29 protein-coding genes and 1 pseudogene are annotated in these 26,070 nt (G+C 57.7%); 11 read left to right on the forward strand and 19 right to left on the reverse strand.

Going from position 1 to position 26,070, the window contains the following annotated elements; translation table 11 throughout:
- Nucleotides 1–686 precede the first annotated feature (686 nt).
- Nucleotides 687–1,142 (forward strand): universal stress protein UspF, encoded by a 456-nt coding sequence (gene uspF / locus ACMGF9_RS13580; protein ID WP_118892114.1) that lies wholly within the window; start codon nucleotides 687–689, stop codon nucleotides 1,140–1,142.
- Between the two features lie 85 nt (nucleotides 1,143–1,227).
- Here uspF and icd read toward each other — a convergent pair whose 3' ends face one another.
- Complete coding sequence (gene icd, locus ACMGF9_RS13585) at nucleotides 1,228–2,481, reverse strand: NADP-dependent isocitrate dehydrogenase (RefSeq protein WP_015377612.1); 1,254 nt, start codon at nucleotides 2,479–2,481, stop codon at nucleotides 1,228–1,230.
- 131 nt (nucleotides 2,482–2,612) lie between these two features.
- On the opposite strand from icd, the gene rluE reads away from it, so the two are divergent.
- From rluE to mnmA, 4 genes are all read left to right on the forward strand, one after another.
- Nucleotides 2,613–3,239, forward strand: coding sequence for a 23S rRNA pseudouridine(2457) synthase RluE (gene rluE, locus ACMGF9_RS13590; RefSeq protein WP_021505540.1), 627 nt, complete (start codon nucleotides 2,613–2,615; stop codon nucleotides 3,237–3,239).
- 22 nt (nucleotides 3,240–3,261) lie between these two features.
- Complete coding sequence (locus ACMGF9_RS13595; protein WP_015377610.1) at nucleotides 3,262–3,600, forward strand: lysozyme inhibitor LprI family protein; 339 nt, start codon at nucleotides 3,262–3,264, stop codon at nucleotides 3,598–3,600.
- A gap of 9 nt (nucleotides 3,601–3,609) precedes the next feature.
- Nucleotides 3,610–4,056 carry an NUDIX hydrolase gene (locus tag ACMGF9_RS13600; RefSeq protein WP_015377609.1) on the forward strand — a complete coding sequence of 149 codons (447 nt, stop codon included), beginning with the start codon at nucleotides 3,610–3,612 and terminating at the stop codon, nucleotides 4,054–4,056.
- A 106-nt stretch (nucleotides 4,057–4,162) separates the two neighbouring features.
- On the forward strand, nucleotides 4,163–5,263 hold the full coding sequence (mnmA, locus tag ACMGF9_RS13605) for a tRNA 2-thiouridine(34) synthase MnmA (RefSeq protein ID WP_015377608.1): 1,101 nt from the start codon (nucleotides 4,163–4,165) through the stop codon (nucleotides 5,261–5,263).
- 47 nt (nucleotides 5,264–5,310) lie between these two features.
- Here the strand turns inward: mnmA and kup are convergent, their stop codons facing one another.
- Entirely contained in the window at nucleotides 5,311–7,179 is a 1,869-nt protein-coding gene (gene kup / locus ACMGF9_RS13610) for a low affinity potassium transporter Kup (RefSeq protein WP_015377607.1), read from the reverse strand.
- Between the two features lie 338 nt (nucleotides 7,180–7,517).
- On the opposite strand from kup, the gene hflD reads away from it, so the two are divergent.
- Together hflD and purB are read left to right on the forward strand one after the other, a co-directional pair.
- The gene (gene hflD / locus ACMGF9_RS13615; RefSeq protein WP_004941196.1) at nucleotides 7,518–8,144 is read left to right on the forward strand and encodes a high frequency lysogenization protein HflD; all 627 of its coding nucleotides are present in this window, start codon (nucleotides 7,518–7,520) and stop codon (nucleotides 8,142–8,144) included.
- Nucleotides 8,145–8,166: 22 nt separating this feature from the next.
- Nucleotides 8,167–9,537, forward strand: coding sequence for an adenylosuccinate lyase (gene purB, locus ACMGF9_RS13620; RefSeq protein ID WP_004941193.1), 1,371 nt, complete (start codon nucleotides 8,167–8,169; stop codon nucleotides 9,535–9,537).
- 51 nt (nucleotides 9,538–9,588) lie between these two features.
- Here purB and ACMGF9_RS13625 read toward each other — a convergent pair whose 3' ends face one another.
- From ACMGF9_RS13625 to ACMGF9_RS13635, 3 genes are all read right to left on the reverse strand, one after another.
- The gene (locus ACMGF9_RS13625) at nucleotides 9,589–10,293 is read right to left on the reverse strand and encodes a GNAT family N-acetyltransferase (RefSeq protein ID WP_015377606.1); all 705 of its coding nucleotides are present in this window, start codon (nucleotides 10,291–10,293) and stop codon (nucleotides 9,589–9,591) included.
- 15 nt (nucleotides 10,294–10,308) lie between these two features.
- Nucleotides 10,309–10,761, reverse strand: a complete 453-nt coding sequence (locus tag ACMGF9_RS13630; RefSeq protein WP_015377605.1) for a GNAT family N-acetyltransferase — start codon at nucleotides 10,759–10,761, stop codon at nucleotides 10,309–10,311.
- Nucleotides 10,762–10,877: 116 nt separating this feature from the next.
- Nucleotides 10,878–12,392: a PLP-dependent aminotransferase family protein gene (locus ACMGF9_RS13635; RefSeq protein WP_021505542.1), complete on the reverse strand. Its 1,515-nt coding sequence runs from the start codon at nucleotides 12,390–12,392 to the stop codon at nucleotides 10,878–10,880.
- 139 nt (nucleotides 12,393–12,531) lie between these two features.
- Between ACMGF9_RS13635 and ACMGF9_RS13640 the strand changes: the two genes are divergently transcribed.
- Entirely contained in the window at nucleotides 12,532–13,296 is a 765-nt protein-coding gene (locus ACMGF9_RS13640; protein ID WP_021505543.1) for a GntR family transcriptional regulator, read from the forward strand.
- Nucleotides 13,297–13,300: 4 nt separating this feature from the next.
- Here the strand turns inward: ACMGF9_RS13640 and ACMGF9_RS13645 are convergent, their stop codons facing one another.
- A complete protein-coding gene (locus ACMGF9_RS13645) occupies nucleotides 13,301–14,320 on the reverse strand; it encodes an ADP-ribosylglycohydrolase family protein (RefSeq protein WP_076740310.1) in 1,020 nt (339 codons plus the stop codon).
- 379 nt (nucleotides 14,321–14,699) lie between these two features.
- Between ACMGF9_RS13645 and phoP the strand changes: the two genes are divergently transcribed.
- The 3 genes from phoP (at nucleotide 14,700) to ACMGF9_RS13660 (ending at nucleotide 18,040) form a co-directional block, all read left to right on the forward strand.
- Entirely contained in the window at nucleotides 14,700–15,371 is a 672-nt protein-coding gene (gene phoP / locus ACMGF9_RS13650) for a two-component system response regulator PhoP (protein WP_004941169.1), read from the forward strand.
- A gap of 5 nt (nucleotides 15,372–15,376) precedes the next feature.
- Entirely contained in the window at nucleotides 15,377–16,834 is a 1,458-nt protein-coding gene (phoQ, locus tag ACMGF9_RS13655; protein ID WP_004941164.1) for a two-component system sensor histidine kinase PhoQ, read from the forward strand.
- Between the two features lie 84 nt (nucleotides 16,835–16,918).
- On the forward strand, nucleotides 16,919–18,040 hold the full coding sequence (locus ACMGF9_RS13660) for a cupin domain-containing protein (RefSeq protein WP_004941161.1): 1,122 nt from the start codon (nucleotides 16,919–16,921) through the stop codon (nucleotides 18,038–18,040).
- A 41-nt stretch (nucleotides 18,041–18,081) separates the two neighbouring features.
- Here ACMGF9_RS13660 and ACMGF9_RS13665 read toward each other — a convergent pair whose 3' ends face one another.
- The 13 genes and pseudogenes from ACMGF9_RS13665 to ACMGF9_RS13725 all read right to left on the reverse strand — a co-directional run bounded on the left by ACMGF9_RS13665 (nucleotide 18,082) and on the right by ACMGF9_RS13725 (nucleotide 25,979).
- Nucleotides 18,082–19,170: a malate/lactate/ureidoglycolate dehydrogenase gene (locus tag ACMGF9_RS13665; RefSeq protein ID WP_414160639.1), complete on the reverse strand. Its 1,089-nt coding sequence runs from the start codon at nucleotides 19,168–19,170 to the stop codon at nucleotides 18,082–18,084.
- 263 nt (nucleotides 19,171–19,433) lie between these two features.
- Nucleotides 19,434–19,706 carry a hypothetical protein gene (locus ACMGF9_RS13670; RefSeq protein ID WP_015377598.1) on the reverse strand — a complete coding sequence of 91 codons (273 nt, stop codon included), beginning with the start codon at nucleotides 19,704–19,706 and terminating at the stop codon, nucleotides 19,434–19,436.
- The gene (locus tag ACMGF9_RS13675; protein WP_015377597.1) at nucleotides 19,703–20,257 is read right to left on the reverse strand and encodes an S-type pyocin domain-containing protein; all 555 of its coding nucleotides are present in this window, start codon (nucleotides 20,255–20,257) and stop codon (nucleotides 19,703–19,705) included. Before ACMGF9_RS13675 ends, ACMGF9_RS13670 begins: the two co-directional genes overlap by 4 nt.
- A gap of 235 nt (nucleotides 20,258–20,492) precedes the next feature.
- Nucleotides 20,493–20,750 carry a colicin immunity domain-containing protein gene (locus ACMGF9_RS13680; RefSeq protein ID WP_226882954.1) on the reverse strand — a complete coding sequence of 86 codons (258 nt, stop codon included), beginning with the start codon at nucleotides 20,748–20,750 and terminating at the stop codon, nucleotides 20,493–20,495.
- Nucleotides 20,751–20,755: 5 nt separating this feature from the next.
- Nucleotides 20,756–21,229: a colicin D domain-containing protein gene (locus ACMGF9_RS13685; protein WP_076740313.1), complete on the reverse strand. Its 474-nt coding sequence runs from the start codon at nucleotides 21,227–21,229 to the stop codon at nucleotides 20,756–20,758.
- Between the two features lie 138 nt (nucleotides 21,230–21,367).
- Nucleotides 21,368–21,634, reverse strand: a complete 267-nt coding sequence (locus ACMGF9_RS13690) for a colicin immunity domain-containing protein (protein ID WP_021505415.1) — start codon at nucleotides 21,632–21,634, stop codon at nucleotides 21,368–21,370.
- Nucleotides 21,635–21,756: 122 nt separating this feature from the next.
- Nucleotides 21,757–22,032, reverse strand: a complete 276-nt coding sequence (locus ACMGF9_RS13695) for a colicin immunity domain-containing protein (protein WP_230199829.1) — start codon at nucleotides 22,030–22,032, stop codon at nucleotides 21,757–21,759.
- Nucleotides 22,029–22,553 carry a colicin D domain-containing protein gene (locus ACMGF9_RS13700; protein WP_021505413.1) on the reverse strand — a complete coding sequence of 175 codons (525 nt, stop codon included), beginning with the start codon at nucleotides 22,551–22,553 and terminating at the stop codon, nucleotides 22,029–22,031. Before ACMGF9_RS13700 ends, ACMGF9_RS13695 begins: the two co-directional genes overlap by 4 nt.
- A 144-nt stretch (nucleotides 22,554–22,697) precedes the next feature.
- Nucleotides 22,698–22,955, reverse strand: a complete 258-nt coding sequence (locus ACMGF9_RS13705; RefSeq protein WP_021505412.1) for a bacteriocin immunity protein — start codon at nucleotides 22,953–22,955, stop codon at nucleotides 22,698–22,700.
- Between the two features lies 1 nt (nucleotide 22,956).
- Nucleotides 22,957–23,252, reverse strand: a pseudogene (locus ACMGF9_RS13710) (HNH endonuclease signature motif containing protein).
- On the reverse strand, nucleotides 23,162–23,470 hold the full coding sequence (locus ACMGF9_RS13715) for an S-type pyocin domain-containing protein (protein ID WP_370456264.1): 309 nt from the start codon (nucleotides 23,468–23,470) through the stop codon (nucleotides 23,162–23,164). Before ACMGF9_RS13715 ends, ACMGF9_RS13710 begins: the two are co-directional and overlap by 91 nt.
- Before the next feature lie 128 nt (nucleotides 23,471–23,598).
- Entirely contained in the window at nucleotides 23,599–23,856 is a 258-nt protein-coding gene (locus tag ACMGF9_RS13720; RefSeq protein WP_015377593.1) for a hypothetical protein, read from the reverse strand.
- Complete coding sequence (locus ACMGF9_RS13725; RefSeq protein ID WP_414160286.1) at nucleotides 23,856–25,979, reverse strand: S-type pyocin domain-containing protein; 2,124 nt, start codon at nucleotides 25,977–25,979, stop codon at nucleotides 23,856–23,858. Before ACMGF9_RS13725 ends, ACMGF9_RS13720 begins: the two co-directional genes overlap by 1 nt.
- Nucleotides 25,980–26,070: the final 91 nt, after the last annotated feature.

A 26,070-nucleotide genomic window follows, 5' to 3' on the forward strand; every position in this document is an offset into this window, starting at 1 on the left:
TAATCATCTATACCTATATCAAAAAAAAGCCATAGAAACCATATCGGCAAGCCATAACCCATAGAAGATCGATAGTCTATTTTGACCTAAAAATAGATTCCTCAATACTAATAAAAATCATAAAAACGTTAAAATAATACAACCGAAAAATGCCTATATTCAGGTACATTATTTTTCCGAATCATTAACAAGTCACCTTACGGAATTATGTCAATGATTATTACATATGCATCAAGACGAACACGCTGAGATTTGTCTTCCATTAAAACACCGAACGTATTAAATATGCCTAAAGGTAGCACCACGAAGCTCTGAACATTTCAGCAAATTAGCACCTTCTATGCCTCTAACGTCCAGGTAAACCTCACCCCCAGGTAGTAGAGTGTTAGACTAATCGTCCAGTAGCAAGCTTTCGATTAGTATTGCTAATTTAGCAAAACTGTTTTTGTATTGACTATCCAGGCGCACTCATAACCCATTGAATAAAAATAATTATTTAGTTTTTCTTGCTGTTTATCCCTTAGTTCATCTGATATTCTCTGTTTATACTCTATAACCAAGGTAGCGATTATCTCCGATTGTTGGCGGCCAATTTCTTTAGTTCTGCCACCTGGATCTCCCCTTTCCCTGCGTTAAGCAGCTATAATCCAAAAAGTGGAGTTTTTTGAAAACGATAAGGAGGGAGTATGTACAAAACTATTTTGGTTCCCGTGGATATTACCGAACCGGAATTAACACAGCAGGTCATCCCGCATGTCAACGCGCTCGCCAGGCTCGAAGACTCCCACGTCCATTTCCTGGCGGTGATCCCGTCGCGCGCCACCTATGCCGCTTTCGGCTTTGCCGCCACGGCGGCGATAGAAACCAAAGACGAAATCATTACGGTAGCAACCGAGGGGCTGGCAAAAGCGGCCAAAGAATTCAGCGTGCCTGAAGATAGAGTGACCACGCACGTTGCCGTCGGCGATCCTAAAGATCAGATCCTGGAGCTCGCCGATGCGCTCAACGCGGAGATTATCGTGATGGGTTCCAACCGCCCTTCTGCGATCACTTATCTCCTCGGCTCCAATGCCACCGCCGTCGTCCGCCACGCCAATTGCCCGGTGCTGGTGGTGCGTGAATCGGCTAACGCCACTCAGTGAGCCTGTCCGACACCTCACACATATTTGAACCGTAAAAAAAACGGGAGCCCTTAGGCTCCCGCTCTCATTCAAGCGCTGAACACACTTACATGTGTTTAACGATAGCGTCGCCAAACTCTGAACATTTCAGCAATTTAGCGCCTTCCATCAGGCGTTCGAAGTCATAGGTCACGGTCTTGGCGGCGATGGCGCCTTCCATGCCTTTAACGATCAGGTCAGCCGCTTCGAACCAGCCCATGTGGCGCAACATCATCTCTGCAGACAGGATGATGGAGCCTGGGTTCACTTTGTCCTGGCCGGCGTACTTCGGCGCGGTGCCGTGAGTCGCTTCGAACAGGGCGCAGTCGGAGCCGATGTTGGCGCCCGGCGCAATACCGATGCCGCCTACCTGGGCCGCCAGGGCGTCGGAGATGTAGTCGCCGTTCAGGTTCATACAGGCGATCACGTCGTATTCCGCCGGGCGCAGCAGGATCTGCTGCAGGAAGGCGTCGGCGATCACGTCTTTAACCACGATCTCTTTGCCGGTGTTCGGGTTCTTGATCTTCAGCCATGGGCCGCCGTCGATCAGCTCGCCGCCGAACTCTTCGCGCGCCAGCTCATAGCCCCAATCCTTGAAGGCACCTTCGGTGAACTTCATGATGTTGCCTTTGTGAACCAGGGTCACGGAGTCACGGTCGTTGGTGATGGCGTATTCGATCGCCGCACGCACCAGACGCTTGGTCCCTTCTTCGGAGCATGGCTTCACACCGATACCGCACTGCTCCGGGAAGCGGATTTTCTTCACGCCCATTTCGTCGCGCAGGAATTTGATCACTTTGTCCGCTTCGGCGGAGCCGGCTTTCCACTCGATGCCAGCGTAGATGTCTTCGGCGTTTTCGCGGAAGATCACCATGTCGGTCAGCTCAGGCTGTTTGACCGGGCTTGGGGTGCCCTGGTAGTAACGCACCGGGCGCAGGCACACGTACAGGTCCAGCTGCTGGCGCAGGGCCACGTTCAGAGAACGGATGCCGCCGCCGACCGGGGTGGTCAGAGGGCCTTTGATGGCGACGCGGTAGTCGCGGATCAGGTCCAGAGTTTCGTCCGGCAGCCACACGTCTTTACCGTAAACGTGGGTAGATTTTTCGCCGGTGTAGATTTCCATCCAGGAGATTTTACGTTCGCCGTGGTAAGCCTTTTTAACGGCCGCATCAACCACGTGGATCATGGCAGGAGTCACGTCAACGCCGATGCCGTCGCCTTCGATGAACGGAATGATCGGGTTATGAGGAACAACCAGTTTACCCTGGGCGTCAACCGTGATTTTTTTACCTTCTGCCGGAACAACTACTTTGCTTTCCATCAACCTCTCCTTCAAGCGCAATTTTGTTAATGCTTTGTAAGATGCGTGTAGATACTACTTGAATATTCGGTCCGCGCCAATCCGAAACGGATTCGGTTATAATGCGCTTATCATCCGTAATCTCAACCGTTATGAAAAAATTCTCTGTTAGAAATCACAACGTTAAACGATTCAGCAAGCCGAATGCCGCCAAACCCGCCGCGCCGAAGGGGCCGCGCCGCATTGTGTTATTCAACAAGCCCTTCGACGTATTGCCGCAGTTCACCGACGAAGCCGGCCGCGCCACGCTGAAAGAGTACATCCCCTTCCCCGACGTTTACGCCGCCGGGCGCCTGGATCGCGACAGCGAGGGGCTGCTGGTGCTGACCAACGACGGCCAGCTGCAGGCGCAGCTCACCCAGCCGGGCAAGCGCACCGGCAAAATCTACTATGTGCAGGTCGAGGGCGCGCCGCAGGAGAGCGATTTGGCGCCGCTGCGCAGCGGCGTCACGCTGAAAGACGGCCCGACGCTGCCCGCCGGGGTGGAGTTGGTCGCCGAGCCGCAGTGGCTGTGGCCGCGCAACCCACCGATCCGCGAACGCAAATCCATCCCCACCAGCTGGTTGAAAATCACCCTGTTCGAAGGGCGAAACCGCCAGGTGCGTCGCATGACGGCGCATATCGGGTTCCCTACCCTGCGCCTGATTCGCTACAGTATGGGTAATCTTTCGCTGGGTTCACTGCAGCCCGGTGAATGGAAAATCATCGATTCCCTGTAGACCGATAACTGATGGAGGCGCCATGAAATCTACCCCGATCGCGCTGCTGCTCGCCGCTCTGGCGGCCCCGTTCGCCGCCCCTGCCGCCAGCTTCGACTGCGCCAAGGCGGCAGGCAGCGATGAACGCGCCATCTGCGCCGACCGCACGCTGAACGATCTGGACGTGCAAATGGCCACCAAATATCAATTCCTGCGCGGCCTGTTCGCCATGGGCGCGCGCGGCGCGATGCAGGACAGCCAGCAGGCCTGGCTGACCAAGCGCCAGCGGTGCGGCGGTGACACCGCCTGTCTGCTCAAAAGCTACCGCACCCGCATCGCCGAGCTGGACGACATCTACCGGCGCATCGATAAACCGCTGTAAGGAGACCGCATGTTCAAACCGCACGTCACCGTCGCCTGCGTGGTGCACGCCGCCGGCAAATTTTTGGTCGTCGAAGAGACCATCAACGGCAAAGCGCTGTGGAATCAGCCGGCCGGCCATCTGGAGGCCGACGAGACGCTGGTGCAGGCCGCCGAGCGCGAGCTGTGGGAAGAGACCGGCATCCGCGCCACGCCGCAGGCGTTCCTGCGCCTGCACCAGTGGATCGCGCCGGATCGCACACCGTTTCTGCGCTTCTGCTTCGTCATCGAGCTGGAACAGCCGCTGCCGACCGAGCCGCACGACAGCGACATCGATCGCTGCCTGTGGCTGAGCGCCGACGAGATTTTGCAGGCGCCCAACCTGCGTTCCGCGCTGGTGGCGGAGAGCATTCGCAGCTATCAGCAGCCGGAGCGCTACCCGCTGTCGCTGGTCGGCAGCTTCGCCTGGCCGCATTAAGGGCGCCGGGCAGCACAAGATGAACAGTGCGCCGGCTCGGCCAACGTGGTAAAATCCTGCGCTTGTTTTTATCAGCACGGTTCGTGTTCAAGTTCGTGAGATCCCCATGTCAGACAACAGCCAGAAAAAAGTAATCGTCGGTATGTCCGGCGGCGTCGACTCTTCCGTTACCGCCTATCTGTTACAGCAACAGGGCTATCAGGTCGCTGGGCTGTTCATGAAGAACTGGGAAGAAGACGACGACGAAGAGTACTGCTCCGCCGCGACCGATCTGGCCGATGCGCAAGCGGTCTGCGACAAGCTGGGCATCGAACTGCACACGGTGAACTTTGCGGCGGAATACTGGGACAACGTGTTTGAGCTGTTCCTGGAAGAGTACAAGGCCGGCCGCACGCCGAACCCGGACATCCTGTGCAATAAAGAGATCAAATTCAAAGCCTTCCTGGAGTTCGCCGCCGAAGATCTGGGGGCCGATTTCATCGCCACCGGCCACTACGTGCGCCGCCAGGATGTGGACGGCAAGAGCCGCCTGCTGCGCGGCGTCGACGGCAACAAAGATCAGAGCTACTTCCTCTACACCCTGAGCCACGAGCAGGTGGCGCAAAGCCTGTTCCCGGTCGGGGAGCTGGAGAAGCCGGAGGTGCGCCGCATCGCCGAGCAGCTGGAGCTGGTCACCGCCAAGAAGAAAGACTCTACCGGCATCTGCTTTATCGGCGAGCGCAAATTCCGCGACTTCCTCGGCCGCTACCTGCCGGCGCAGCCGGGCCCGATCGTCAGCGTTGACGGCCAGACCGTCGGCGAACACCAGGGCCTGATGTATCACACCCTGGGCCAGCGCAAAGGGCTGGGCATCGGCGGCCTGAAAGACAGCAGCGAAGATCCGTGGTACGTGGTGGATAAAGACGTGGCCAACAACGTGCTGGTCGTCGCGCAGGGGCACGATCATCCGCGCCTGATGTCCGTAGGCCTTATCGCGCAGCAGCTGCACTGGGTAGATCGTCTGCCGCTGAGCGGCCCGTTCCGCTGCACGGTGAAGACCCGCTATCGCCAGCAGGATATCCCTTGCACCGTGACCCCGCTCGACGATGAACGCATCGAAGTGCGTTTCGACGAGCCGGTCTCCGCCGTCACCCCCGGTCAGTCGGCGGTATTCTACCAGGGCGAAATCTGCCTCGGCGGTGGCATCATCGAACAGCGCCTGGCGTAACTGCCCGGCAAAAGAAAAACGCTGCATTTACCGCAGCGTTTTTTTATTCAGAATTCCACCTGCGCCCCCAGCTCGATCACCCGGTTCGGCGGGATTTCGAACAGGTCCGGCGCCCGCAGCGCGTTGCGCTGCAACAGCTGGAACACCTTGCCGCGCACGCGCAGATACCAGGGCCGTTTGCCCAGCACCAGCGTATCGCGCGACATGAAGAACGAGGTCTCGTTCATGGTGAAGCTCATCCCCTCCAGCCCGCAGCGGTAAAGAATGTCCGTCACGTTGGGCGTCTCGCGCCAGCCGTAGCTCGCCACCACCCGCCAGAAACTCGCCGACAGCTGTTCGATCGCCACCCGCTGCACGTTGTGCACGTACGGCATGTCGGTGGTGACGATGGTCAGCAGCACCACGCGCTCGTGCAGCACCTTGTTGTGCTTCAGGTTATGCAACAGCACCAGCGGCACCGCATGCGGCGTGCGCTCCATAAACACCGCGGTGCCCGGCACCCGCTTCGGCGGCGCCTTCTCCAGCGACTCGATCAGCGCGCTCAGCCCTTCCTGATTGTCGCGCAATCGGCGGATCAGGCGCGAACGCTCGGTCTTCCAGGTCAGCATGATCAGCAGAATGATTAGCCCGAGCGCCACCGGCAGCCAGCCGCCGGTCGCCAGCTTGATCAGGTTGGCGCCGAACAGCGGCACGTCGATGCACAGCATGACCAGCAGCATCAGCCCGCCCAGATAGCGCGGCCAACCCCAGTTTTTCACCGCCACGATGCTCAGCAGAATCGACGACAGCAGCATGGTGCCGGTTACCACGATGCCGTAGGCCGAGGCCAGGTTGCTGGAGTGTTTGAAGCTGACGATCACGATCAGCACCGCCGCGAACAGCAGCCAGTTCACCACCGGAATGTAGATCTGCCCGGACTCCTGATCGGAGGTATAGATGATGCGCATCGGCGGCAGGTAACCCAGCCGCACCGCCTGCCGCGTCAGCGAGAACACGCCGGAGATAACCGCCTGCGAGGCGATCACCGTCGCCAGCGTAGCGATCACCAGCAGCGGGATCAGCGCCCAGGTCGGCGCCAGCAGGAAGAACGGGTTATTGATCGCCGCCGGGTTGGCCAACAGCAGCGCCCCCTGGCCGAAGTAGTTCAGCACCAGCGCCGGCGCCACCAGCGTAAACCACGCCAGGCGGATCGGTTTTTTACCGAAGTGGCCCATATCGGCGTACAGCGCTTCAGCGCCGGTGACCGACAGCACCACCATGCCCAGCGCAAAGAACGACACGGCCTTGTATTCGAGGAAGAAATTCACCGCCCAGTAAGGGTTCAGCGCCCGCAGCACGCCGGGGTGATGCAAAATGCCGCCGAGGCCCAGCAGCGCCAGCGTCAGGAACCAGATAACCATCGCCGGGGCGAACAGTTTGCCGACGCTGCCGGTGCCGCGTTTTTGGATCGCGAACAATGCGGTCAGCACCAGCAGCGACAGCGGTACGATAAAGCTGTCCAGCTCGGGGGCGATAATCTGCAGCCCCTCGATGGCCGAGAGCACCGAAATGGCCGGGGTGATCACCCCATCGCCGTAAAAGAAGCTGCCGCCCACCAGCCCGATCAGCACCGCCGCCGGCACCCAGCGCGCATCCAGCTTGCGGATCGCCAGCGACATCAGCGTCAGAATGCCTCCCTCGCCGTCGTTGTCGGCGCGCATCACGAAACAAATGTATTTAATCGACACCACCAGCGTCAGCAGCCAGAAAATCAGCGATAAAAAGCCGTAAATCGAGGCCGGCGTCAGGGTGATGCCCTCCTCCGCCGTCAGGCATTCGCGCAGGGTATACAGCGGGCTGGTGCCGATATCGCCGTACACCACGCCGATGGCCGCCAGCGTCACCGCCGGCAGTGGCTGCTTGTTTTTTACGTGCATATAAAGGTCTTTATTTGAGGGTTCACGTTGGCAGTATAGATGCAGCCGCCGCACTTTATTTGCCATTTGCCGCAGCAACAATAAGTTCGCGCCGCCGCGCCGGCGATTTTCGTCGCCTATTTGCGCAGTTCTGCGCCGCACGGCACCTCCGCCTCACCGCAGACGTATTAGACGCTGGGTTTACCCTCGATTTTGTGGCATGATCCGCGGCATTCGTTGTCATCGTTGTTACAGCCACGCCCGATCGTTACCGTTCGCGGCCGCCGCCGTTACCCCTGCGATACACACAACCTTATGCAGTAAGCCATGTACCGTTCACCGCGTTTACAGGAGTCATCGTGGCGAAGAATTATTATGACATCACGCTGGCCATGGCGGGCATCAGCCAGTCGGCGCGTTTGGTTCAGCAGTTGGCCCATGAAGGGCAATGCAACCGCGAAGCGTTTCAGACCTCGCTGAAAAGCCTGCTGCAAATGGATCCGCCCTCCACGCTGGCGGTGTTCGGCGGCGAAGAACGCAATTTGATGGTCGGCCTCGAAACCCTGATGGGCGTGCTGAATGCCAACAACAAAGGGCCGGGCGCGGAACTGACCCGCTACACCATCAGCCTGATGGTGCTGGAGCGCAAGCTCAACGCCAACAAACAGGCGATGAACACGCTCGGCGAACGCCTCGGCCAGCTCGAGCGCCAGCTGGCGCACTTCGATCTTGAATCGGACACCATCATCAGCGCGCTGGCCGGCATTTACGTCGACGTGGTCAGCCCGCTCGGGCCGCGCATCCAGGTGACCGGCTCGCCGGCCATCCTGCAGAACCCACAGGTGCAGGCCAAGGTTCGCGCCACGCTGCTGGCCGGCATTCGCGCCGCCGTGCTGTGGCAACAGGTCGGCGGCAGCCGCCTGCAGTTAATGTTTTCCCGTAATCGTCTGTTCAAGCAGGCGCAAAATATCGTTGCTCATTGTTAATCGATCCCAGGAGTTGCTACCGATGGAATTATCCTCACTGACCGCCGTTTCCCCCGTTGATGGACGCTACGGTGATAAAGTCAGCGCACTGCGCCCCATTTTCAGCGAATACGGTCTGCTGAAATTCCGCGTACAGGTTGAAGTACGTTGGCTGCAAAAACTGGCCGCCTGCGCAGAAATCAAGGAAGTTCCCGCTTTTGACGCCGACGCAAACGCTTTCCTCGACAAAATCGTCGCGGAATTCAATGAAGAAGACGCACAGCGCATCAAAACCATCGAGCGCACCACCAACCACGACGTGAAAGCGGTCGAGTATTTCCTGAAGGAAAAAGTGGCGGCGGTGCCTGCGCTGCACGCGGTGTCCGAGTTCATCCACTTCGCCTGCACCTCCGAAGACATCAACAACCTGTCGCACGCGCTGATGCTGCAAAGCGCCCGTCAGGACGTGGTGCTGCCTTACTGGCGCAAGATCATCGACGCGCTGAAAGGGCTGGCGCAGGAATACCGCGATATCCCGCTGCTGTCGCGCACCCACGGCCAGCCGGCGACCCCGTCAACCGTCGGTAAAGAGTTCGCCAACGTGGCTTACCGCATGGAGCGCCAGTACCGCCAACTGGAGCGCGTGGAGATCATGGGTAAAATCAACGGTGCGGTCGGCAACTACAACGCCCACATCGTCGCCTACCCGGAAGTGGACTGGCATCAGTTCAGCGAAGCGTTCGTCACCTCGCTCGGCATCACCTGGAACCCGTACACCACCCAGATCGAACCGCATGACTACATCGCCGAACTGTTCGACTGCGTAGCGCGTTTCAACACCATTCTGATCGACTTCGACCGCGACATCTGGGGCTACATCGCCCTGAACCACTTCAAGCAGAAGACCATCGCCGGCGAAATCGGTTCTTCCACCATGCCGCACAAGGTCAACCCGATCGACTTCGAAAACTCCGAAGGCAACCTGGGGCTGGCCAACGCCGTGCTGGGCCACCTGGCGGGCAAACTGCCGGTTTCCCGCTGGCAGCGCGACCTGACCGACTCCACCGTGCTGCGTAACCTGGGCGTGGGCCTGGGTTACGCGCTGATCGCCTATCAGGCCACCCTGAAGGGCATCAGCAAGCTGGAAGTCAACCAGGCGCACCTGCTGGACGAACTGGATCACAACTGGGAAGTGCTGGCCGAGCCGATCCAGACCGTGATGCGCCGCTACGGCATCGAAAAGCCTTACGAGAAATTGAAAGAGCTGACCCGCGGCAAGCGCGTGGACGCCGCCGGCATGCAGGCGTTCATCGATGGCCTGGCGCTGCCGGAAGAAGAGAAAACCCGTCTGAAGGCGATGACCCCGGCCAACTATATCGGCCGCGCCACCACCATGGTCGACGAGCTGAAGTAAGCGCGTTAGACCCACAACCACAAGGCGGCCCACGGGCCGCCTTTTTGCTTATTATTCGCCGCGCAACACCTGCAGCCGGGCTATCTGCCGCCCCTGCGCATCGAAGTTGTCCGCACTCAGCCAACGCGCCAACGCCTGCCGCACCGCCGGCCAACGGTCAATGGTGATGGCGAACCAGTCGGTATCCCGGCTGCGCCCCTTGACGATCACCGCAAAGCGGAAGTTGCCCTCGTAACGGAAGCCGAAGCGCAGCGCGGCCTGGCGCGATGGCGCGTTATGGCTGTCGCACTTCCACTCGCAGCGGCGATAGCCCAGCGTGTCGAAGGCATAACGCAGCAGCAGCGCAATGGCTTCGGTGGCGCTGGAGCGCTGTTTCATCAACGGCGACCAGCTGACGTGGCCGATCTCCAGCACGCCGTTGGCCTCGTCGATGCGCATCAGCGCCACCGTCCCCACCGGCGCGTCGCTGGCGGCGTCGAACACCGTCAGATTGACCAGCGTCGGGTTGGCCTGCAGCGTCTCCAGGTGCTGCAACATCGCCGCCGGCGTGTCGGGCCGTTCGATAGACAGATAGGTCCAGTCGCGGCCGTCCGGCGCCAGCTGGAAAGCGTCATACAGCGCGGCGTAATCCCGCTGCGGATCGAGCGGCGCCAGTGAACAGAAACGCCCGCCGAGCGTCACGCCGCCCGGGCGGCGAGCCGGCTGCCAATCCGGCATCGGTTCGCCAATCGGCTGACCATAACGATTCATTGCCATACGCGCCTCCTGCGGTTAACGGGTATACACGATAAACGAGCTTCTTCTGCCGATTTTGTCGTACAGCGAACGCGCCGGCGCGTTGTACTCCTGGGTCATCCAATAGACCCGATCGCTGCCGCGCGCCTCCGCCAGCCGATACGCCTGTTCGAACAGTTTTTCCGACACTTTATGGCCGCGTGCCTGCGGCGACACATAGAGATCTTCGATATAACAATAGCCCACCGCGCTCCAGGTGGACGGATGGAATACCAGGTTCATCAGCCCCAGCAGCCGGCCGTCGGCATCCTCCGCCACCAGCCCGTACACCTGTTCATCCTGCCCCAAGCGTTCGAAGGTGCGATCGGTCACCTGCGGCGCCACCTCGGCGCGGTAAAAGTCGAGATAGCCCTGCCACAACGCCAGCCATTGCGCTCTGTCGTCGCCATTGATTCTGCGGATGGTCACTTCACGATTTGATGGGTTCATAGCGCCTCACGGGGTTAAGATATTATTTCCATTAGGGAAATAACCGAATAGCGGCAGAATACACCGCGCAGCGACGGCGTAATACGGACCAATTCAAAACGCCGGGCAGACCAATTTTAACCGCCGTTTTCCCGCGGCAGCGCGTTGAACACCTGCGCCAGCGTGGCGATAAAACGCACGATCTCGTCCGGCGTATAGGCCGAGAAACCGAGCACCAGCGCCCCGCGCTGCGGCGCGCCGGTGTAGAAGTCCGCCAGGCCGTACAGCCGGATGCCCCGTTCCGCCGCCGCCGCCACCAGCCGCCGCTCCGTCGCCGCATCCGCCAACGGGCAAACCAGCTGCAGCCCGCCCTGCGGCAGCGCCGGGCGCGTCCAGGGCGCGAGATGGCGTTGCACCGCGTCGTACAGCACATCCAGCCGCGCCTTGTAAAGCGTGCGCATATTGCGCAGATGCTCGGCGTAGCCGCCCTCGTGCAGGCAGTGGAACAGCGTCATCTGCGCCAGCGCCGAGGTGTAGCCGTCCTGAAACTGCCTGGCGGCGACCAATGGCCGCACCAGCTGCGGCGGCGCAATCATGAAGCCGATGCGCAGCCCCGGAAACAGCGTCTTGCTGAAGGTGCCGATGTACAGCGTGCGCCCGCCGCTGTCCAGCCCTTGCAGCGCCGCCTTGGTTTGTCGATCGTAGTTGAACTCGGCGTCATAATCGTCTTCGATGATCCAGGCCCGCCGACGCTGGGCCCACTGCAACAGCGCCAGACGCCGCTCGAGGCTCAGCGAGTACCCCAGCGGGTAGTGATGGGACGGCGTGATGTAAACGCCCCGCCCGCCGCCCGCAGCCTGCATCAGCTGCCCGACGTCCAGCCCCTGCTCATCAATGCCGATCGGCCGCGCCTGCAGCCCCGCCGACTGCACCAGCTTTTTCGCCCCCTGGTAACCCGGCTCTTCGACGAATACCGCATCGCCGGGATCGAACAGCACCTGCGTGCACAGCGCCAGCGCCTGCTGAGAGCTGGTGACCACGATCACCTGCTCCGCCGTCGCCTTGACGCCCCGCTCCCGCTGCAAATAGTGCGCGATCTCCGCACGCAGCTCCGGCAAGCCCTGCGGATCGGCATACCCCAACAGCCGCTCGCCGTGCCGCCGCAGCGCCTGCTTTTCCCACTGCAGCCATGAATCGATGGGAAACGCCCGCAGATCCGCCAGCGAGGGCGTCAACGAGGCCTGGCGGCTGGTGTGCGGCGTATGGCTGACCGCCAGCAACGCCCGGCCGCGATCGCTTAACTCGCGTTCCGCCAGCCGCGCCTCCTGGCCTGCCTGCGTCGCCAGCAGTTCACGGCCGAGCAGCGTATCGCAGCGATAACGCACAAAGCTGCCGCGCCCCACCGTTCGGCTGATGAACCCCTCCGCCTCCAGCCGCGCGTAGGTCTGTTCCACCGTGTCACGCGCCACCGCCAGCCGGGCCGCCAACGCGCGGCTCGGCGGCAGCTTCGCCCGCCACGGCAGTTCCCCGGCGGTGATGAGCCGCAACAGGGCCTGGTGCAGCGCCGAACGTCGGGTCAGCCCCTGCTGACGCTGCTGGGTGAAGGCTGCCAGGATTGCCGCGTCGTCCGCGTGTCGTGGGGTGTCACTCATGGGCAGTCTGTTTCTCCGAGCCTGGGGCGATTGCACACTACTCTACCTCATTTTCTCCCAGCGGCGGCGGCGGTTGCGCTGCCCGGCGAAATCCCCTTAAATAAGCCATCGCATTGCGGCTACAGGACTTCCGTCAGCTATGAGCAAGGAGATCAACCAGCGTCTGCTGGAAAAACTGCTGCAGGATCTGGCCAGCGCGGGCGCGATGCCGCTGTATCTGCGCTTTAACGCCTCGGTGCGCCAGGCTATCGAGCAAGGATTGCTGAGCGCGGGGGATTTCCTGCCCAGCGAGCGCCTGTTCACCGAACGGCTCGGCATCTCGCGCATCACGGTGCGCAAAGCGCTGGCCTGCCTTGAGCAAGACGGCATCATCGGCCGTTCACGCGGCTACGGCACCTTCATCCAGCCGCAACGGCCCGCGCCGAAGCTGCGCTATTCCTTAGCGGACATCAAAGGGTTCTCGCGCGAGGCGGCGCAACAGGGGCGTCAGCCGGACACGCAATGGATCAGCCGCGAGCGGGTGCCGGCCAGCGCCGCACTGGCGGAAAGGCTCCAGCTGGCGGTTGGAGCGCCGATCTACCAACTCAAGCGCATTCACTTTATCGATCGGCGGCCGATGTCGGTGGCGGTGTCCTACGTGGTGGCGGCGGCGATTGCCAACATCGACGAGATTGGCATCTCGCTCTACGATTACTTCCGGCGCAATAATGTGGAGATGGGCTCGCTGCGCAGCCAGGTCAGCGCGGCGATGGCCGACGACGATATCCGCCAGGCGCTGCAGCTATCAGAACCGATGCCGCTGCTGATCGTGCGCCAGACGTTGTTCGACCACCGCAAGAAGCCTGTCGAATACAGCGAAAGCTTCTGCCGCAGCGACATGTACGAGTTTACCAGCGAAAGCTGATCCGTTACGCCTCGCCCTGTCGGCGGCGGCGAAAACGCACGAACGCCTGGGCATACGCCTCAACGTCCAGCGGATTCACCCGTTTTAACTCCGCCAGCAATCCGGGTTCGATCGCTTCTGCACCGTGCAGCGCACCGCAGACAGCGGTGGCCATCGCGCCGATGGTGTCAGTATCGCCGCCCAGGTTGGCGCACAGCACCGCGCAACGGGTAGGATCGGTTTGCGCCAGCTGCACCATCGCCAGCGCCGCCGGCACCGACTCGATGGTGCTCACCCCGGCGCCGATCAGTTGATATATCCGCTCAGAGGTCTGCTCGGGATCGGCGGCCTCATCCACCACCTGAAACGCCAACTCGATGCGCGCCGCCAGCGAGGGGCTGAACGTCGTCTCCTGCCGGCGCTGGGCATACTCCGCCACGCCCGGCAGCGCCAGACGAATCGAGACCCAGTCCGCGCCCTCCACCGCTCGCGCGACGGCCCAGGCGATCGCCACCGCACCGGCGACGGCGATGTCGGATTTGTGCGTCGGGCTGGAGGCCAGCCACACCTGCTGGCAGAAATCCTCCAGCGGCGCGGACGGCAGCACGCAGCCCAAAGGCGAAATGCGCATCGCCGCGCCATTGGTGATGCCGTTGTTTTCCAACTCGGCGATCGGCGTGCCCGCCTTCTGCTCGCTCAACGCCAGTTTGGAACTGGGGCCGAGAATGTTCTTGTTGAAGGCGTCAAAACTGTCCACCCAGCGGATCACGTTGCGGGCGATCAGTTCCGGCACCACCTCGCCTTCCGCTTCCCGCAGCGCATCGGCCAGCGCTAACGCCATCGCGGTATCGTCGGTATATTGCCCGGCCTTGAAGTAACAGGCGGCGGTGTTCTCCGCCGGCCCATCGAGAAAACCGTCTATCCAGCCGAAATGGCGCTTAACCCGCTCGCGCGGCCACAGCTCGGAAGGCATGCCGAGCGCGTCGCCCAGCATCTGTCCGTAAAGTGCGCCCGCTATGCGTTCTGCCTGGGTTAACTGCTTCATCCGTCGCTCCTGAGAAAATGTACCGTTGCCTCAATAATACCTTATTAGTACCTTTAAAGCTTATCAAGCGCCCCGGCTCACACTTCCCTTTCGCGGGCAATGCCCGGGGCGTTTAAGTTGCGTTTAATGTTGCCCCACCGCTGTTTATCCGACGTTTATCAGAGCTTGTCGATAATGTCGGCGAACAAATTGATAACGCTTATTTTAATACATTGCTTCGGCTCTCTTGCGAGCCGGGCGGGTTATACCTACCATAGCCTCAGCACTTTTTGTCAAAATGGTTCAGGTGGCCGCGTTATTCCCTGACACGCCGCAGAGCGTGTTCCCTTTTATCGCGTGGGTGACAGGACGTTCACCCGCATAGTCACAGGAGTTCGCCATGCGAGTACTGGTTGTTGAAGATAATGGTTTGCTGCGTCACCACCTTTCCGTTCAGATGCGCGAGATGGGCCATCAGGTCGACGCGGCCGAAGACGCCAAGGAAGCCGATTATTTCCTGCAGGAACACGCGCCGGATATCGCCATCGTCGATCTCGGCCTGCCGGGTGAAGACGGCCTGAGCCTGATCCGCCGCTGGCGCGCCCATCAGACCAAGCTGCCGATCCTGGTGCTGACCGCCCGCGAAAGCTGGCAGGACAAAGTGGCGGTGCTGGAAGCCGGCGCCGACGACTATGTCACCAAGCCGTTCCACCTGGAAGAAGTGATCGCCCGCATGCAGGCGCTGATGCGCCGCAACAGCGGCCTGGCTTCGCAAGTGATCGTGCTGCCGCCGTTCCAGATCGATCTGTCGCGCCGCGAACTGAGCGTCAACGATCAACAGATCAAGCTGACCGCCTTTGAATACACCATCATCGAGACCCTGATCCGCAACGCCGGCAAGGTGGTGAGCAAGGATTCGTTGATGCTGCAGCTCTACCCGGACGCCGAACTGCGTGAAAGCCACACCATCGACGTGCTGATGGGCCGCTTGCGCAAGAAAGTGCAGGCGGAATACCCGCATGAAGTGATCACCACGGTACGTGGCCAGGGCTATCGTTTTGACGCGAAGTGAACATGATGTTCAACAAGAATAAAAAACCGTTTTCGCTGCGTGCCCGCTTCCTGATGGCGACCGCCGGGGTGATCCTGGCGCTGTCGCTCTCTTACGGTTTGGTGGCGGTCGTCGGCTATATCGTCAGCTTCGACAAAACCGCCTTCCGTCTGCTGCGCGGCGAGAGCAACCTGTTCTTCAGCCTGGCGCAGTGGAAAGACAACAAGCTCACCATCGCCATTCCCCCCGATCTCGATCTCAACTTCCCGACGCTGGTATTTATCTACGACGATAAAGGCAACCTGCTGTGGAGCCAGCGCAAGGTGCCGGAGCTCGAGAAGCTGATCAACAAGGAATGGCTGGAGGAGTCCGGCTTCTACGAAATCGACACCGACACCCGCGTCAGTAGCGAAGTGCTGGGGGACAACCCCAAAGCGCAGGATCAGCTGAAGAATTACGACGATACCGATCAGAACGCGCTGACCCACTCGGTGGCGGTCAACACCTATGCCGCCACGCCTCGCCTGCCGGCGCTGACCATCGTGGTGGTCGACAGCATTCCGCAGGAGCTGCAGCGCTCCGACGTGGTGTGGGAGTGGTTCAGCTACGTGCTGTTGGCCAACCTGCTGCTGGTGGTGCCGCTGCTGTGGCTGGCGGCCTACTGGAGCCTGCGGCCGATCAAGGCGCTGGTCAATCAGGTGGGCGAGCTGGAGAACGGCGAGCGCGATCAGCTCGACGAAAATCCACCCAGCGAGCTGCGCGGGCTGGTGCGCAATCTGAACATTCTGGTGCGCAACGAGCGCCAGCGCTACACCAAATATCGCACCACCCTGTCGGATCTGACCCACAGCCTGAAAACGCCGCTGGCGGTGCTGCAAAGCACCCTACGCTCGCTGCGCAGCGGCAAGCAAACCACCATCGAAGAAGCCGAGCCGATCATGCTGGATCAGATCGGGCGCATCTCGCAGCAGATCGGTTACTACCTGCACCGGGCCAGCATCAACTCCGGCCAGACGGTGTTGACGCGCGAGATCCACTCGGTGCCGGCGCTGCTCGACAGCCTGGTGGTGGCGCTGAACAAGGTTTACCAGCGCAAAGGGGTGGTGATCACGCTGGACATCTCGCCGGAAGTGACCTTTATGGGCGAGAAGAACGATTTTATGGAAGTGATGGGCAACGTGTTGGAAAACGCCTGCAAATACTGCCTGGAGTTCGTGGAGATCACCTCGCTGCACTCCGAGAAAAACCTCACCATCGTTATCGACGACGACGGCCCGGGCATCCCGGAAAGCAAGCGCCAGCTGATTTTCCAGCGCGGCCAGCGGGTGGATACCCTGCGCCCCGGCCAGGGCCTTGGCCTGTCGGTGGCGGCGGAGATCATCGAGCAATACGACGGCGAAATCGTCATCAGCGACAGCCCGCTCGGCGGCGCGCGCATGCAGGTCACCTTCGCCCGCCAGCACGACACCCACCACAACGAGTAAATTATGCCGCTGCGGCCCCGATCCACGGGGCCAAACTTCCGTTATAATCGCACTCAGGCTCACTCCCCTATCCTGGAATAGAACATGGATTATCAATTAGATCTGGACTGGAACGATTTTTTGCAACGTTATTGGCAAAAGCGTCCGGTGATTCTGAAGCGCGGCTTCAAAAACTTTATCGATCCGATCTCCCCGGATGAGCTGGCCGGGCTGGCGATGGAAAACGAAGTGGACAGCCGCCTGGTCAGCCACCAGGACGGCCGTTGGCAGGTTGCGCACGGCCCCTTCGAGAGCTTCGACCACCTGAGCGAAAACAACTGGTCGCTGCTGGTGCAGGCAGTGGACCACTGGCATGAGCCTTCCGCCGCGCTGATGCGCCCGTTCCGCCAACTGCCGGACTGGCGGATGGATGACCTGATGATCTCCTTCTCGGTGCCGGGCGGCGGCGTCGGCCCGCACCTCGATCAGTACGACGTGTTCATCATTCAGGGCACTGGCCGCCGCCGCTGGCGCGTCGGGGAAAAAACGCCGCTGAAACAGCACTGCCCGCACCCGGATCTGCTGCAGGTCGAACCGTTCGACGCCATCATCGACGAAGAGATGGAGCCGGGCGACATTCTCTATATTCCGCCGGGCTTCCCGCATGAAGGCTACGCGCTGGAAAACGCGCTCAACTACTCGGTGGGCTTCCGCGCGCCGAACGGCCGCGAGCTGGTGAGCGGCTTCGCCGACTACGTGCTGGCGCGCGAGCTCGGCAGCAAGCGCTACGGCGATCCGGACGTTAAACTGCGCGAACACCCGGCGGAGATCCTGCCGCAGGAAGTGGACGCCTTACGGCAGATGATGCTGGATCTGGTGCAACAGCCGGAACACTTCCAGCACTGGTTCGGCGAGTTTATCTCCCAATCGCGCCACGAGCTGGATCTGGCGCCGCCGGAGCCGCCGTATCAGGCCGGGGAAATCTACGAACTGCTGCAACAGGGTGAAGCGCTGCAGCGCCTGGGCGGGTTGCGCGTGCTGCGCGTCGGCGATCGCTGCTTCGTCAACGGTGAACTGATCGACACCGACCAGCTGCAGGCCGCAGACGCCCTGTGCCAGCACTTCAGCGTCGATGCCGCCCTGCTCGGCGACGCGGTGGACGATCCGTCGTTCCTGGCGCTGCTGACCGCGCTGGTCAACAGCGGCTATTGGTACTTTAACGACTGATTGCGAGTACGCGAACAAGCCACCCTATCGGGTGGCTTTTTTTATGCTTGCCGCGCCTGCGCGCGAAAACCGGCCAGCGCTTCATTCGCCATGCCCGCCTGCTCCGCCGCCGCGCAAATCTGCCGCCAGGTATTGGCGTCTATCGGTATGCCCTGCTCCAGCCGCGCCGCGCGGTTGGCCTCTTCCCATTCTCCCGGCACCGCGATCGGCTGTTCGCCGCTCGGCGGCGACGCCTTCACCCAGCCGATAAACGCTTCGGCCTCGGCCTGCATTTGCGGGGCGTCGAAGGCCTGAGGATCGAGGATCAGGGTCGTCATGCAGTTGAAGATGGCGTCGCTGTCGGCTTTCAGCGTGGCGTCGTGGGTGGTGCGGCCGCCGGAGAGCGCGCCGCCGAGGATCTCGCTCATCGCCGCCAGCGCATAGCCTTTGTGCAAACCGAACGGCAACAATGACCCGAACGGCGCTTCATGCATCACCTTCGGTTCGGTGGTGGGTTGCCCGTGTTCGTCGATCAGATAGCCCGCCGCCACCGACAAGCCTTTGTTATAGGCCACCCGAGTCTTGCCGAAGGCGATGCCGCTGGTGGCGAAATCCAACAGCAGCGGCGTGCGGCCCGGCCGCGGGAAAATGGCGCAGAACGGATTGGTGCCGAAGCGGCGATCGCTGCCGCCGAACGGCGCCACCATCGGATCGCCCACCACGTTGACGAAGTGAATCGAGATAAAACCGGCGCGGGCGCACTGCTCCGCCCAATGGCCGATGCGGCCGATATGGTGCGCGTTGTGCAGCGCCACCGCCGCCAGGCCCAGCTTGCCGGCGCGTTCAATGCCCAGCGCCATCGCTTCGCTGGCCACCACCTGGCCGAAGCCGCGCGCGCCGTCGAGCGTCAGCACCGCGCCGGCGTCGCGCACCACCTCGGCATGCTGATTGAGCTGCAATTGCCCCTGCGCCAACGACGCCATGTAGCTGGGGATCATGCCGACGCCGTGCGAGTCGTGCCCGGCCAGATTGGCCTGCACCAGATGCTCGGCCACCAGCTCGGCTTCACGCGCCGTGCTGCCGGCCTGGCGCCAAATCGCCTGAACGAACTGCGCCAAATGCGGGCTGGCGATGCGATATTCGGTGCTCATCATGCGGTCCTTATGCGTGGGGAATAGGCTTCAACACTATGAGCAACGCCTTGTTGCGGCAAGCGATTATGCCGATCGCAAGCGTCCCGTTTTAACTATGGTATCCGCACGTTAGCCCAGGCGACGAAAAGAGCGGGCGCCGCTACTTTAGCCACCCGGCACAAGGCTCAGGTTATGGCGCCCCCACCAGCCAAAAAAGAAAACCCCCAACAAAATTTCGTTTGCTGGGGGTTAAAGATGCACTAATCAGACCATAACTATGGCTATTCGATACCGTATTTTTTCTCGGTTACAAATTTCGGCTCTTTCCAATTGGGGCCTTTTTTAACAAGCATTTTGTCACCCCATTCAATAACGCCATTCTGACGTAACTGTTCGAACACCCGTCTGAATTCACCATTCCCAATTACTGTAAAATTATGGCGACTAAAGAATCGATCCATTTGGGGATAACCAAACCCATCCTCATTTCTCACCAAAAAGGCAATGACGTCAGAAATTTTTTCTTCTTTTGCCAAGCGTTCTAAATCAATCATTTTAGCATCCTCAACTCTTGTTGTTCAGCAGCGTCTAAAGCCTCCTGCGTATAGAGCAAAGCCTCGCTGTTGCCTAATTGATAATCTTCCAACGTCGCAGTATGCGTATTATTCCACACTTCCCCTTGATTATCTGGCACCGATCCATCTCTAATACCCAAATTGCGATAACGCTCCAATTCCCTGATCTCATGTGTATAAAATCGCCTGTCAGTATCGGTGGGAGGCAGTTCTCCCTTCAAGATTTTTTCCAGGCGGCCGATCATCACTTTGTTAGCGTCTGACTCTGTAAAACGCCCAGTATGCAGCTTCACCTTATCCACGCCGGCACGGTCGATGCTGGCCCCTTTCCAATCCAGATTCTGGATGGGGCCCCCAGCTTTATTGGTGTTGTATTCACGACCGCTGTATTTGCCCCTGGCGTTGGTTTCACCATAGGGCTTGTTCACCATCACATAGATGGCCTCTACACCAAACTCCGTCGCATCCGGCTGCCACAGGATAAAGTCTTGCAGATCCTGCACCACATCCGCCGGGAAGGTGGTGACCACGATACTGTCCGCCAGCCTGATGCTGGACCTTGCTGGGCAACCGAGCAACCGGCATTAAATTAGCTCTTCACTTCCTTATCACCGTGAAAAAAAGAAAATGCCCAATAGACTCTCGTCTATTGGGCGTAAGGGTCACTTTTGTTAACTATTCTGTCACTATGTAGGCGGTTCTTTCTACCGTCCCTAATACTCAGATAAGTTCAAATCTACGAGAGCACCCATTCTAATAATGTGTTCAGATAAAATTGAATTTTTCCAGTGCCGTTATAACTGCGGCACGCAATCCGGCATCATCAAGTTCATAATCAGCACGTTCTGAATCAGGATTGTAAACTTCAGCTATCATAAATAGCTCTTCCCCACAATTCATAACGTCTCTATCCTGATCCTTAACTCCATAGAGCATACGTCTTTCTACACATATTTTTTCGGAGAACTCCAATGCCCCGACCTCTTTACTTAGAAAACTCTTAGCCAGATCAATAATTGCCATCCGATTCATAAATCCCCCGTATCTAAATATATCCTACCGTTATCTGCGTCTGGATTTATCTTCCACCCTGATAAGAAATCGCCGTTTTCTTTTAAAACAACAACGTTCATTGTGTTAGGATTGAAAAACACCTTAGATCCTTTTTCTCGTCTATAAGTCCCTTTCTCTACCGTATCCTTATCCTTCAAATGGGCCTCGAGCGCATCGCGATATTGAGTCAGAGTCTCTCTGTTCTTTCTGGTGTCCGCAACACCAAAATCACTCGCGTGCTTGTACTTTTTATCCAGTTGCTGACGCGTAAAACGCCCCGAGTCCAGCGGATCACTGACCATCACATAGACAGCTTCAACCCCGGTTTCCAGCGCATCCGGCTGCCACAGGATAAAGTCTTGCAGATCCTGCACCACATCCGCCGGGAAGGTGGTGACCACGATGCTGTCCGCCTGCCTGATGCCGGACCTTGCTGGGCAACCGAGCAACCGGCATTAAATTAGCTCTTCACTTCCTTATCACCGTGAAAAAAAGAAAATGCCCAATAGACTCTCATCTATTGAGCATATACTTTGTTTTCACTAAAAAATTCTGATAGCTCTTTTTACTACTCGTTAAATCCATGTTCAGATAAAATTAAATTTCTTAAGAACAGTAATTACTTCTTTCTTCAATTCAACTTCGTCCAGTTCAGATTCCGCTCGATCAGACGCAGGATTATAGCAGTCAGCAAGAATGAAAAGCTCTCCACTGCATTTATCAACCTGCTTATCTATTTCTTCATAACCATATAATTTGCGTCGTTCTTTCACAATGCTCTCAGAAAAACCCTCCGCGCTTATTTTATTCTCTACGAATTCTTTTCCAAGCTCAACAAGTCTCATTCCACTCATAACCCCCCCGTATCCAAATATATCTTTCCATTTTCTTCTGTTGGATCCATCTTCCATTCGGAGATTAAAACACCATCGATAAAAAACTGCTTAGCGTATATCGCTAATCTTAGAATTAAAAATCAAAGAAGGTGGAAACGCTCCAAAGTATCCTTCACTTCCTTTTTTAATCCATCAGCGTCTAGCTCACTTTCTCTACGATTCGGCTGAGATGTATAACAGTCAGCAAGAATAAAAAGCTCTGACGCGCATTCGCCAACACGCTGGCTATCCTTCGCTAGCTGTCCTGAGTTGCTTTCCTCTTTCCATATTGTGAAGAATTGCGACTCAAAATCATCGGCAGTTAACTTTGAGCTTACAAGCTCCCTTGCTATTTCTATTAATTTCATACTCATCATAAGACTCCTGTATTTATATAGCCATTATACTGTGGGGTTCCTGGCGTTAAATGCCATCCTGATATAAACACCCCATTTTTATCAAGCACAACGACATTATTTGTTCTTGAGTTGAAAAACACCTTAGCCCCTTTCTCTCTTCTATAAGTCCCTTTCTCTACCGTATCCTTATCCTTCAAATGGGCCTCGAGCGCATCGCGATATTGAGTCAGAGTCTCTCTGTTTTTTCTGGTGTCCGCAACACCAAAGTCACTCGCGTGCTTGTACTTTTTATCCAGTTGCTGACGCGTAAAACGCCCCGAGTCCAGCGGATCACTGACCATCACATAAACAGCTTCAACCCCGGTTTCCAGCGCATCCGGCTGCCACAGGATAAAGTCTTGCAGATCCTGCACCACATCCGCCGGGAAGGTGGTGACCACGATGCTGTCCGCCTGCCTGATGCTGGTACCGGTATGCACTGGCGATTTGGCTAGGAGCCAGCCAGGTTTATTCAACCAGCCGTCCCCACTTGTTGTCATGGAGTTTAACTCGAGTTTCGTAACACCTTCTGATAGCTAGGTTAGTTGATTGAAATACCAAAAAAAAGCCCAACAAACGCTAGTTTGCTGGGCGCTTCTGAAGTGCTCATTACCGTTTGATCATCATAAGACGATTAGACACGGTTACCCTTGTTTGAAGCCTGGTTTCCCGCTCTTGAAACGCCACTCTTTGACTTCTTTTACGACACCTTCAGGGCTATCCTCCCTGTTTTCATCTGGGTAATAGATAAGATCGGATCCTGAAGGATGCTCACACAGCCGTTTAAACTCGAGAATATTCCTTATATCCTCCTCTTCCGTCGTATTTTGCACATCAAAAATTTTTTTCACGAAGTTTAAAAACTCCGCTTCCGTATAATCAGATATTGTTTTCTTTTCCATCTCATTGACTCCCTCTATGAATTTCAATGTGGCGCTTTGGAGTAGTTATGCTGATATTATCAACATCATAAGCCTCACCGTTATCTTTGATCGGTTTTACGTGGTGCAATTCATATTTAACACGTCCCCCACCTGCTCCGTTTCTCTAGGCGCAGGTGCTTTACCTGTTTGGATATCGCCGAAGTTCCCCGACTTGAATTGTTTGCTCAGCTCAGGATCTTTCCCCACCTCAGTCCAAAACGCCTTACGAAACGCGTCAAAGCTCGCAAACTCTCGCCCATGCAGTTTATCCGCAATCTGGCTGGGAACTGCCCCGCTGTATTCAACCAGCCGTCTCCCACTTGCTGTCCTTTGCCGCTCACTTTACCCGGAGTATATCTCGGACTGCGCACCATCACATAGGTGGCCTCTACACCAATCTCCGTCGCATCCGGCTGCCACAGGATAAAATCTTGCAGATCCTGCACCACATCCGCCGGGAAGGTGGTGACCACGATGCTGTCCGGCTGCCTAATACCGGTGCCGACCCGATCGGTACTAGGTTTATTAGTTTCGTTCTGCCCGGTACATCACCAAAAGAAAACCCCCAACAAAATTTCGTTTGCTGGGGGTTAAAAATGCACTAATCAGAGCATAACTATAGCTATTCGATACCGTATTTTTTCTCGGTTACAAATTTCGGCTCTTTCCAATTGGGGCCTTTCACTACTTTTCCATTTTGATCTTGAAGCACCCCTTTTTGGAATAATGCATCGTAAGTAGAAGAGAGCTCCCCGCTGGAAATTGCATCAAAGCGATTATAGGTATATAGCCGATCCAATTTACGGTAATCAGAGGTCGGCCCCAAAAAAGTTAGCACATCTTCTACACTTTCATTTTTAACGATATCTTTTAAAGGCATTATTTCTTCCCTCCCATAGCATCTTTCAGTTCCTGTTCATATGCGGCTTGTAGGGCCCCATCTGTATAAAGCGCCTGTTCCTTTTCATTTATTCTATAGTCTTCAAGCGTAGCAGTATGAGTATTATTCCATACGGCCTTCTGTTCTTGAACACTGTGCGGAACCTCACCATCTTTTATACCAAGATTCCTGTACCTTTCCAACTCTCTGATTTCATGAGTATAAAATCGCCTATCAGTGTCAGTAGGTTGTAGATCCCCCTTCAAAATTTTATCCAAACGGTCAATCATCACTTGGTTTTCCGGGGTCTGTTCAAAACGCCCAGTATGCAGCTTCACCTTATCCACGCCGGCACGGTCGATGCTGGCCCCTTTCCAATCCAGATTCTGAATGGGGCCTCCAGCTTTATTGGTGTTGTATTCACGACCGCTGTATTTGCCCCTGGCATTGGTTTCACCATAGGGCTTGCTCACCATCACATAGATGGCCTCTACACCAAACTCCGTCGCATCCGGCTGCCACAGGATAAAGTCTTGCAGATCCTGCACCACATCCGCCGGGAAGGTGGTGACCACGATGCTGTCCGCCTGCCTGATGCCGGTGCCGGTATGCACTGGCGATTTAGGTCCCGGTGAGCCGTTGCCGGTATGCGCCGGCGCGGCCGGCCCGGTCGGCACCGGGTTGATCAGTATCGTCCTCGCCGGTACCCCCGCCATTGCGGGCAGCGTGATTTTGTCCAGCCCCGTCAGCTCATCGCGAACGGGTCTGAATACCGGCACACTCGGCGATACGCCGCCAACCCCCGTCCTGACAAAGTTGACGCTCTGTCTCCCGTCGTCGTCGGTGGTGATAAACCCGCGCACCGGCAAATCGACCGAGGTCATGCCGGGCTGGATGGTCGCCCGGCCCGCTGCCGCCAGGCTCGCCTGGAGGGCAAACAAATTGACATCCCGCCCGGGTACCCGGTCGCTCCCTGCACCGACCTCCGACGGGTAGAAACCAAGGGCAAAAGTCCCCAGCACCGATCCGGCGGCGACCACAGTGCCGGCGCGTATACTGCCAATTTCGTAGGCTGCCCGCCACGACGCGCTCGCTGCCCAGCCGGCCAGTTCGCTCGTGGTCGTCATCACGCCTTGCCCGATTACCGACGTCTGCAGCATCGCGGGCGCACGGTTGAGCACCATGGCACCTGCTGCCGCCAACGCCGCATTGGCCGCTTTTAGCTTTTCCGGCGTATACGCCGGAGCGTCCATAATACCCGCTTTGGCGAACAACGCTTTTCTGGCTGCTTCTACCTTGCGTGCATCTTCCGCCTTTCGGGCTTCCTCGGCTTTGCGAGCCTCCTCAGCTTTACGAGCTTCTTCGGCTCTGCGAGCCTCTTCCGCCTTTCGGGCCTCTTCGGCCACTTCTCGTTCTACCTGCTTAAATTGTTGATAGGCCGATGTCAAAGAAGGCACTTCGGCGTTACGTTGCCGGTAACCTGTGCGATCGCTCCCTTTGCCGCCGCCGTTGATTTCATATTGCTCCGTAATTTCAGTCATCACCCTATTATTATCAAGCCAGAAACCCGGTGGGATTTTTCCATTAAGCACCTCGGAATAGGTGGCTAATGACGCCTTATCCTCTGCGGCAGAATTGTTGCCGTTATTGTTGCCGTTGGGTATGTTCTGATAATTACCGATTCTATGATGGGTATCGATATTACCGGCGAACACGATCCCGCCTTGAGCAGGCAACCCCACGCCAAGTACATTTTTAACTTGTGAGACAGAGGTAATAGCCTTGCTGACGGCGGCTTCATCGGTTGTACGAATTTCACCAACCTGCACCTGTATTTTTCCGTCAGCCTCAACACTTTTCAAAGCTACCTTTGCATAAGTTGTAACCGCACGTACCTTTTTTTGTAAATCTTTCAGTATATTATTAACTTTAGGGTCATTTTTGATAGCGTTAACCTGCCGCCGTATCGCTGCCCCCTGGGAATCTCCACTGCTGCTACTGTCCCTGCCGCCATTACCGTTCCCTTTACCATCATCCCAGTTGGTACTGTTATCTTTACCGGGATTTAAACCATGTACTCCATCGATATGCACATCCCCCATGCCAGGAATATTTATATCCATAGATCCACCGTGCCCTACATTGGGTCCCTGGTCTGAAGCCCCCCCTTTAATTTCACCCGTTGGGCCACGGCTGTCTTTTCCATCTCCGCCA

The organism is Serratia sp. BNK-23, from assembly GCF_047456145.1.
Taxonomy (GTDB): domain Bacteria; phylum Pseudomonadota; class Gammaproteobacteria; order Enterobacterales; family Enterobacteriaceae; genus Serratia; species Serratia nematodiphila.

Bases quoted from the DNA above. Each gene is read 5' to 3' on its own strand.
- ACMGF9_RS13720 (WP_015377593.1), bottom strand. From the start codon at position 23,856: ATGCCTTTAAAAGATATCGTTAAAAATGAAAGTGTAGAAGATGTGCTA.
- ACMGF9_RS13690 (WP_021505415.1), bottom strand. From the start codon at position 21,634: ATGAGTGGAATGAGACTTGTTGAGCTTGGAAAAGAATTCGTAGAGAAT.
- ACMGF9_RS13635 (WP_021505542.1), bottom strand. From the start codon at position 12,392: ATGAGTGACACCCCACGACACGCGGACGACGCGGCAATCCTGGCAGCC.
- ACMGF9_RS13645 (WP_076740310.1), bottom strand. From the start codon at position 14,320: ATGAAGCAGTTAACCCAGGCAGAACGCATAGCGGGCGCACTTTACGGA.
- ACMGF9_RS13665 (WP_414160639.1), bottom strand. From the start codon at position 19,170: ATGAGCACCGAATATCGCATCGCCAGCCCGCATTTGGCGCAGTTCGTT.
- ACMGF9_RS13625 (WP_015377606.1), bottom strand. From the start codon at position 10,293: ATGGCAATGAATCGTTATGGTCAGCCGATTGGCGAACCGATGCCGGAT.
- ACMGF9_RS13705 (WP_021505412.1), bottom strand. From the start codon at position 22,955: ATGGAAAAGAAAACAATATCTGATTATACGGAAGCGGAGTTTTTAAAC.
- ACMGF9_RS13640 (WP_021505543.1), top strand. From the start codon at position 12,532: ATGAGCAAGGAGATCAACCAGCGTCTGCTGGAAAAACTGCTGCAGGAT.
- phoQ (WP_004941164.1), top strand. From the start codon at position 15,377: ATGTTCAACAAGAATAAAAAACCGTTTTCGCTGCGTGCCCGCTTCCTG.
- mnmA (WP_015377608.1), top strand. From the start codon at position 4,163: ATGTCAGACAACAGCCAGAAAAAAGTAATCGTCGGTATGTCCGGCGGC.
- ACMGF9_RS13595 (WP_015377610.1), top strand. From the start codon at position 3,262: ATGAAATCTACCCCGATCGCGCTGCTGCTCGCCGCTCTGGCGGCCCCG.
- ACMGF9_RS13700 (WP_021505413.1), bottom strand. From the start codon at position 22,553: ATGACAACAAGTGGGGACGGCTGGTTGAATAAACCTGGCTGGCTCCTA.
- ACMGF9_RS13600 (WP_015377609.1), top strand. From the start codon at position 3,610: ATGTTCAAACCGCACGTCACCGTCGCCTGCGTGGTGCACGCCGCCGGC.
- ACMGF9_RS13725 (WP_414160286.1), bottom strand. From the start codon at position 25,979: ATGGATATAAATATTCCTGGCATGGGGGATGTGCATATCGATGGAGTA.
- ACMGF9_RS13670 (WP_015377598.1), bottom strand. From the start codon at position 19,706: ATGATTGATTTAGAACGCTTGGCAAAAGAAGAAAAAATTTCTGACGTC.
- ACMGF9_RS13680 (WP_226882954.1), bottom strand. From the start codon at position 20,750: ATGGCAATTATTGATCTGGCTAAGAGTTTTCTAAGTAAAGAGGTCGGG.
- icd (WP_015377612.1), bottom strand. From the start codon at position 2,481: ATGGAAAGCAAAGTAGTTGTTCCGGCAGAAGGTAAAAAAATCACGGTT.
- purB (WP_004941193.1), top strand. From the start codon at position 8,167: ATGGAATTATCCTCACTGACCGCCGTTTCCCCCGTTGATGGACGCTAC.
- ACMGF9_RS13630 (WP_015377605.1), bottom strand. From the start codon at position 10,761: ATGAACCCATCAAATCGTGAAGTGACCATCCGCAGAATCAATGGCGAC.
- uspF (WP_118892114.1), top strand. From the start codon at position 687: ATGTACAAAACTATTTTGGTTCCCGTGGATATTACCGAACCGGAATTA.
- ACMGF9_RS13695 (WP_230199829.1), bottom strand. From the start codon at position 22,032: ATGATGAGTATGAAATTAATAGAAATAGCAAGGGAGCTTGTAAGCTCA.
- kup (WP_015377607.1), bottom strand. From the start codon at position 7,179: ATGCACGTAAAAAACAAGCAGCCACTGCCGGCGGTGACGCTGGCGGCC.
- rluE (WP_021505540.1), top strand. From the start codon at position 2,613: ATGAAAAAATTCTCTGTTAGAAATCACAACGTTAAACGATTCAGCAAG.
- ACMGF9_RS13660 (WP_004941161.1), top strand. From the start codon at position 16,919: ATGGATTATCAATTAGATCTGGACTGGAACGATTTTTTGCAACGTTAT.
- phoP (WP_004941169.1), top strand. From the start codon at position 14,700: ATGCGAGTACTGGTTGTTGAAGATAATGGTTTGCTGCGTCACCACCTT.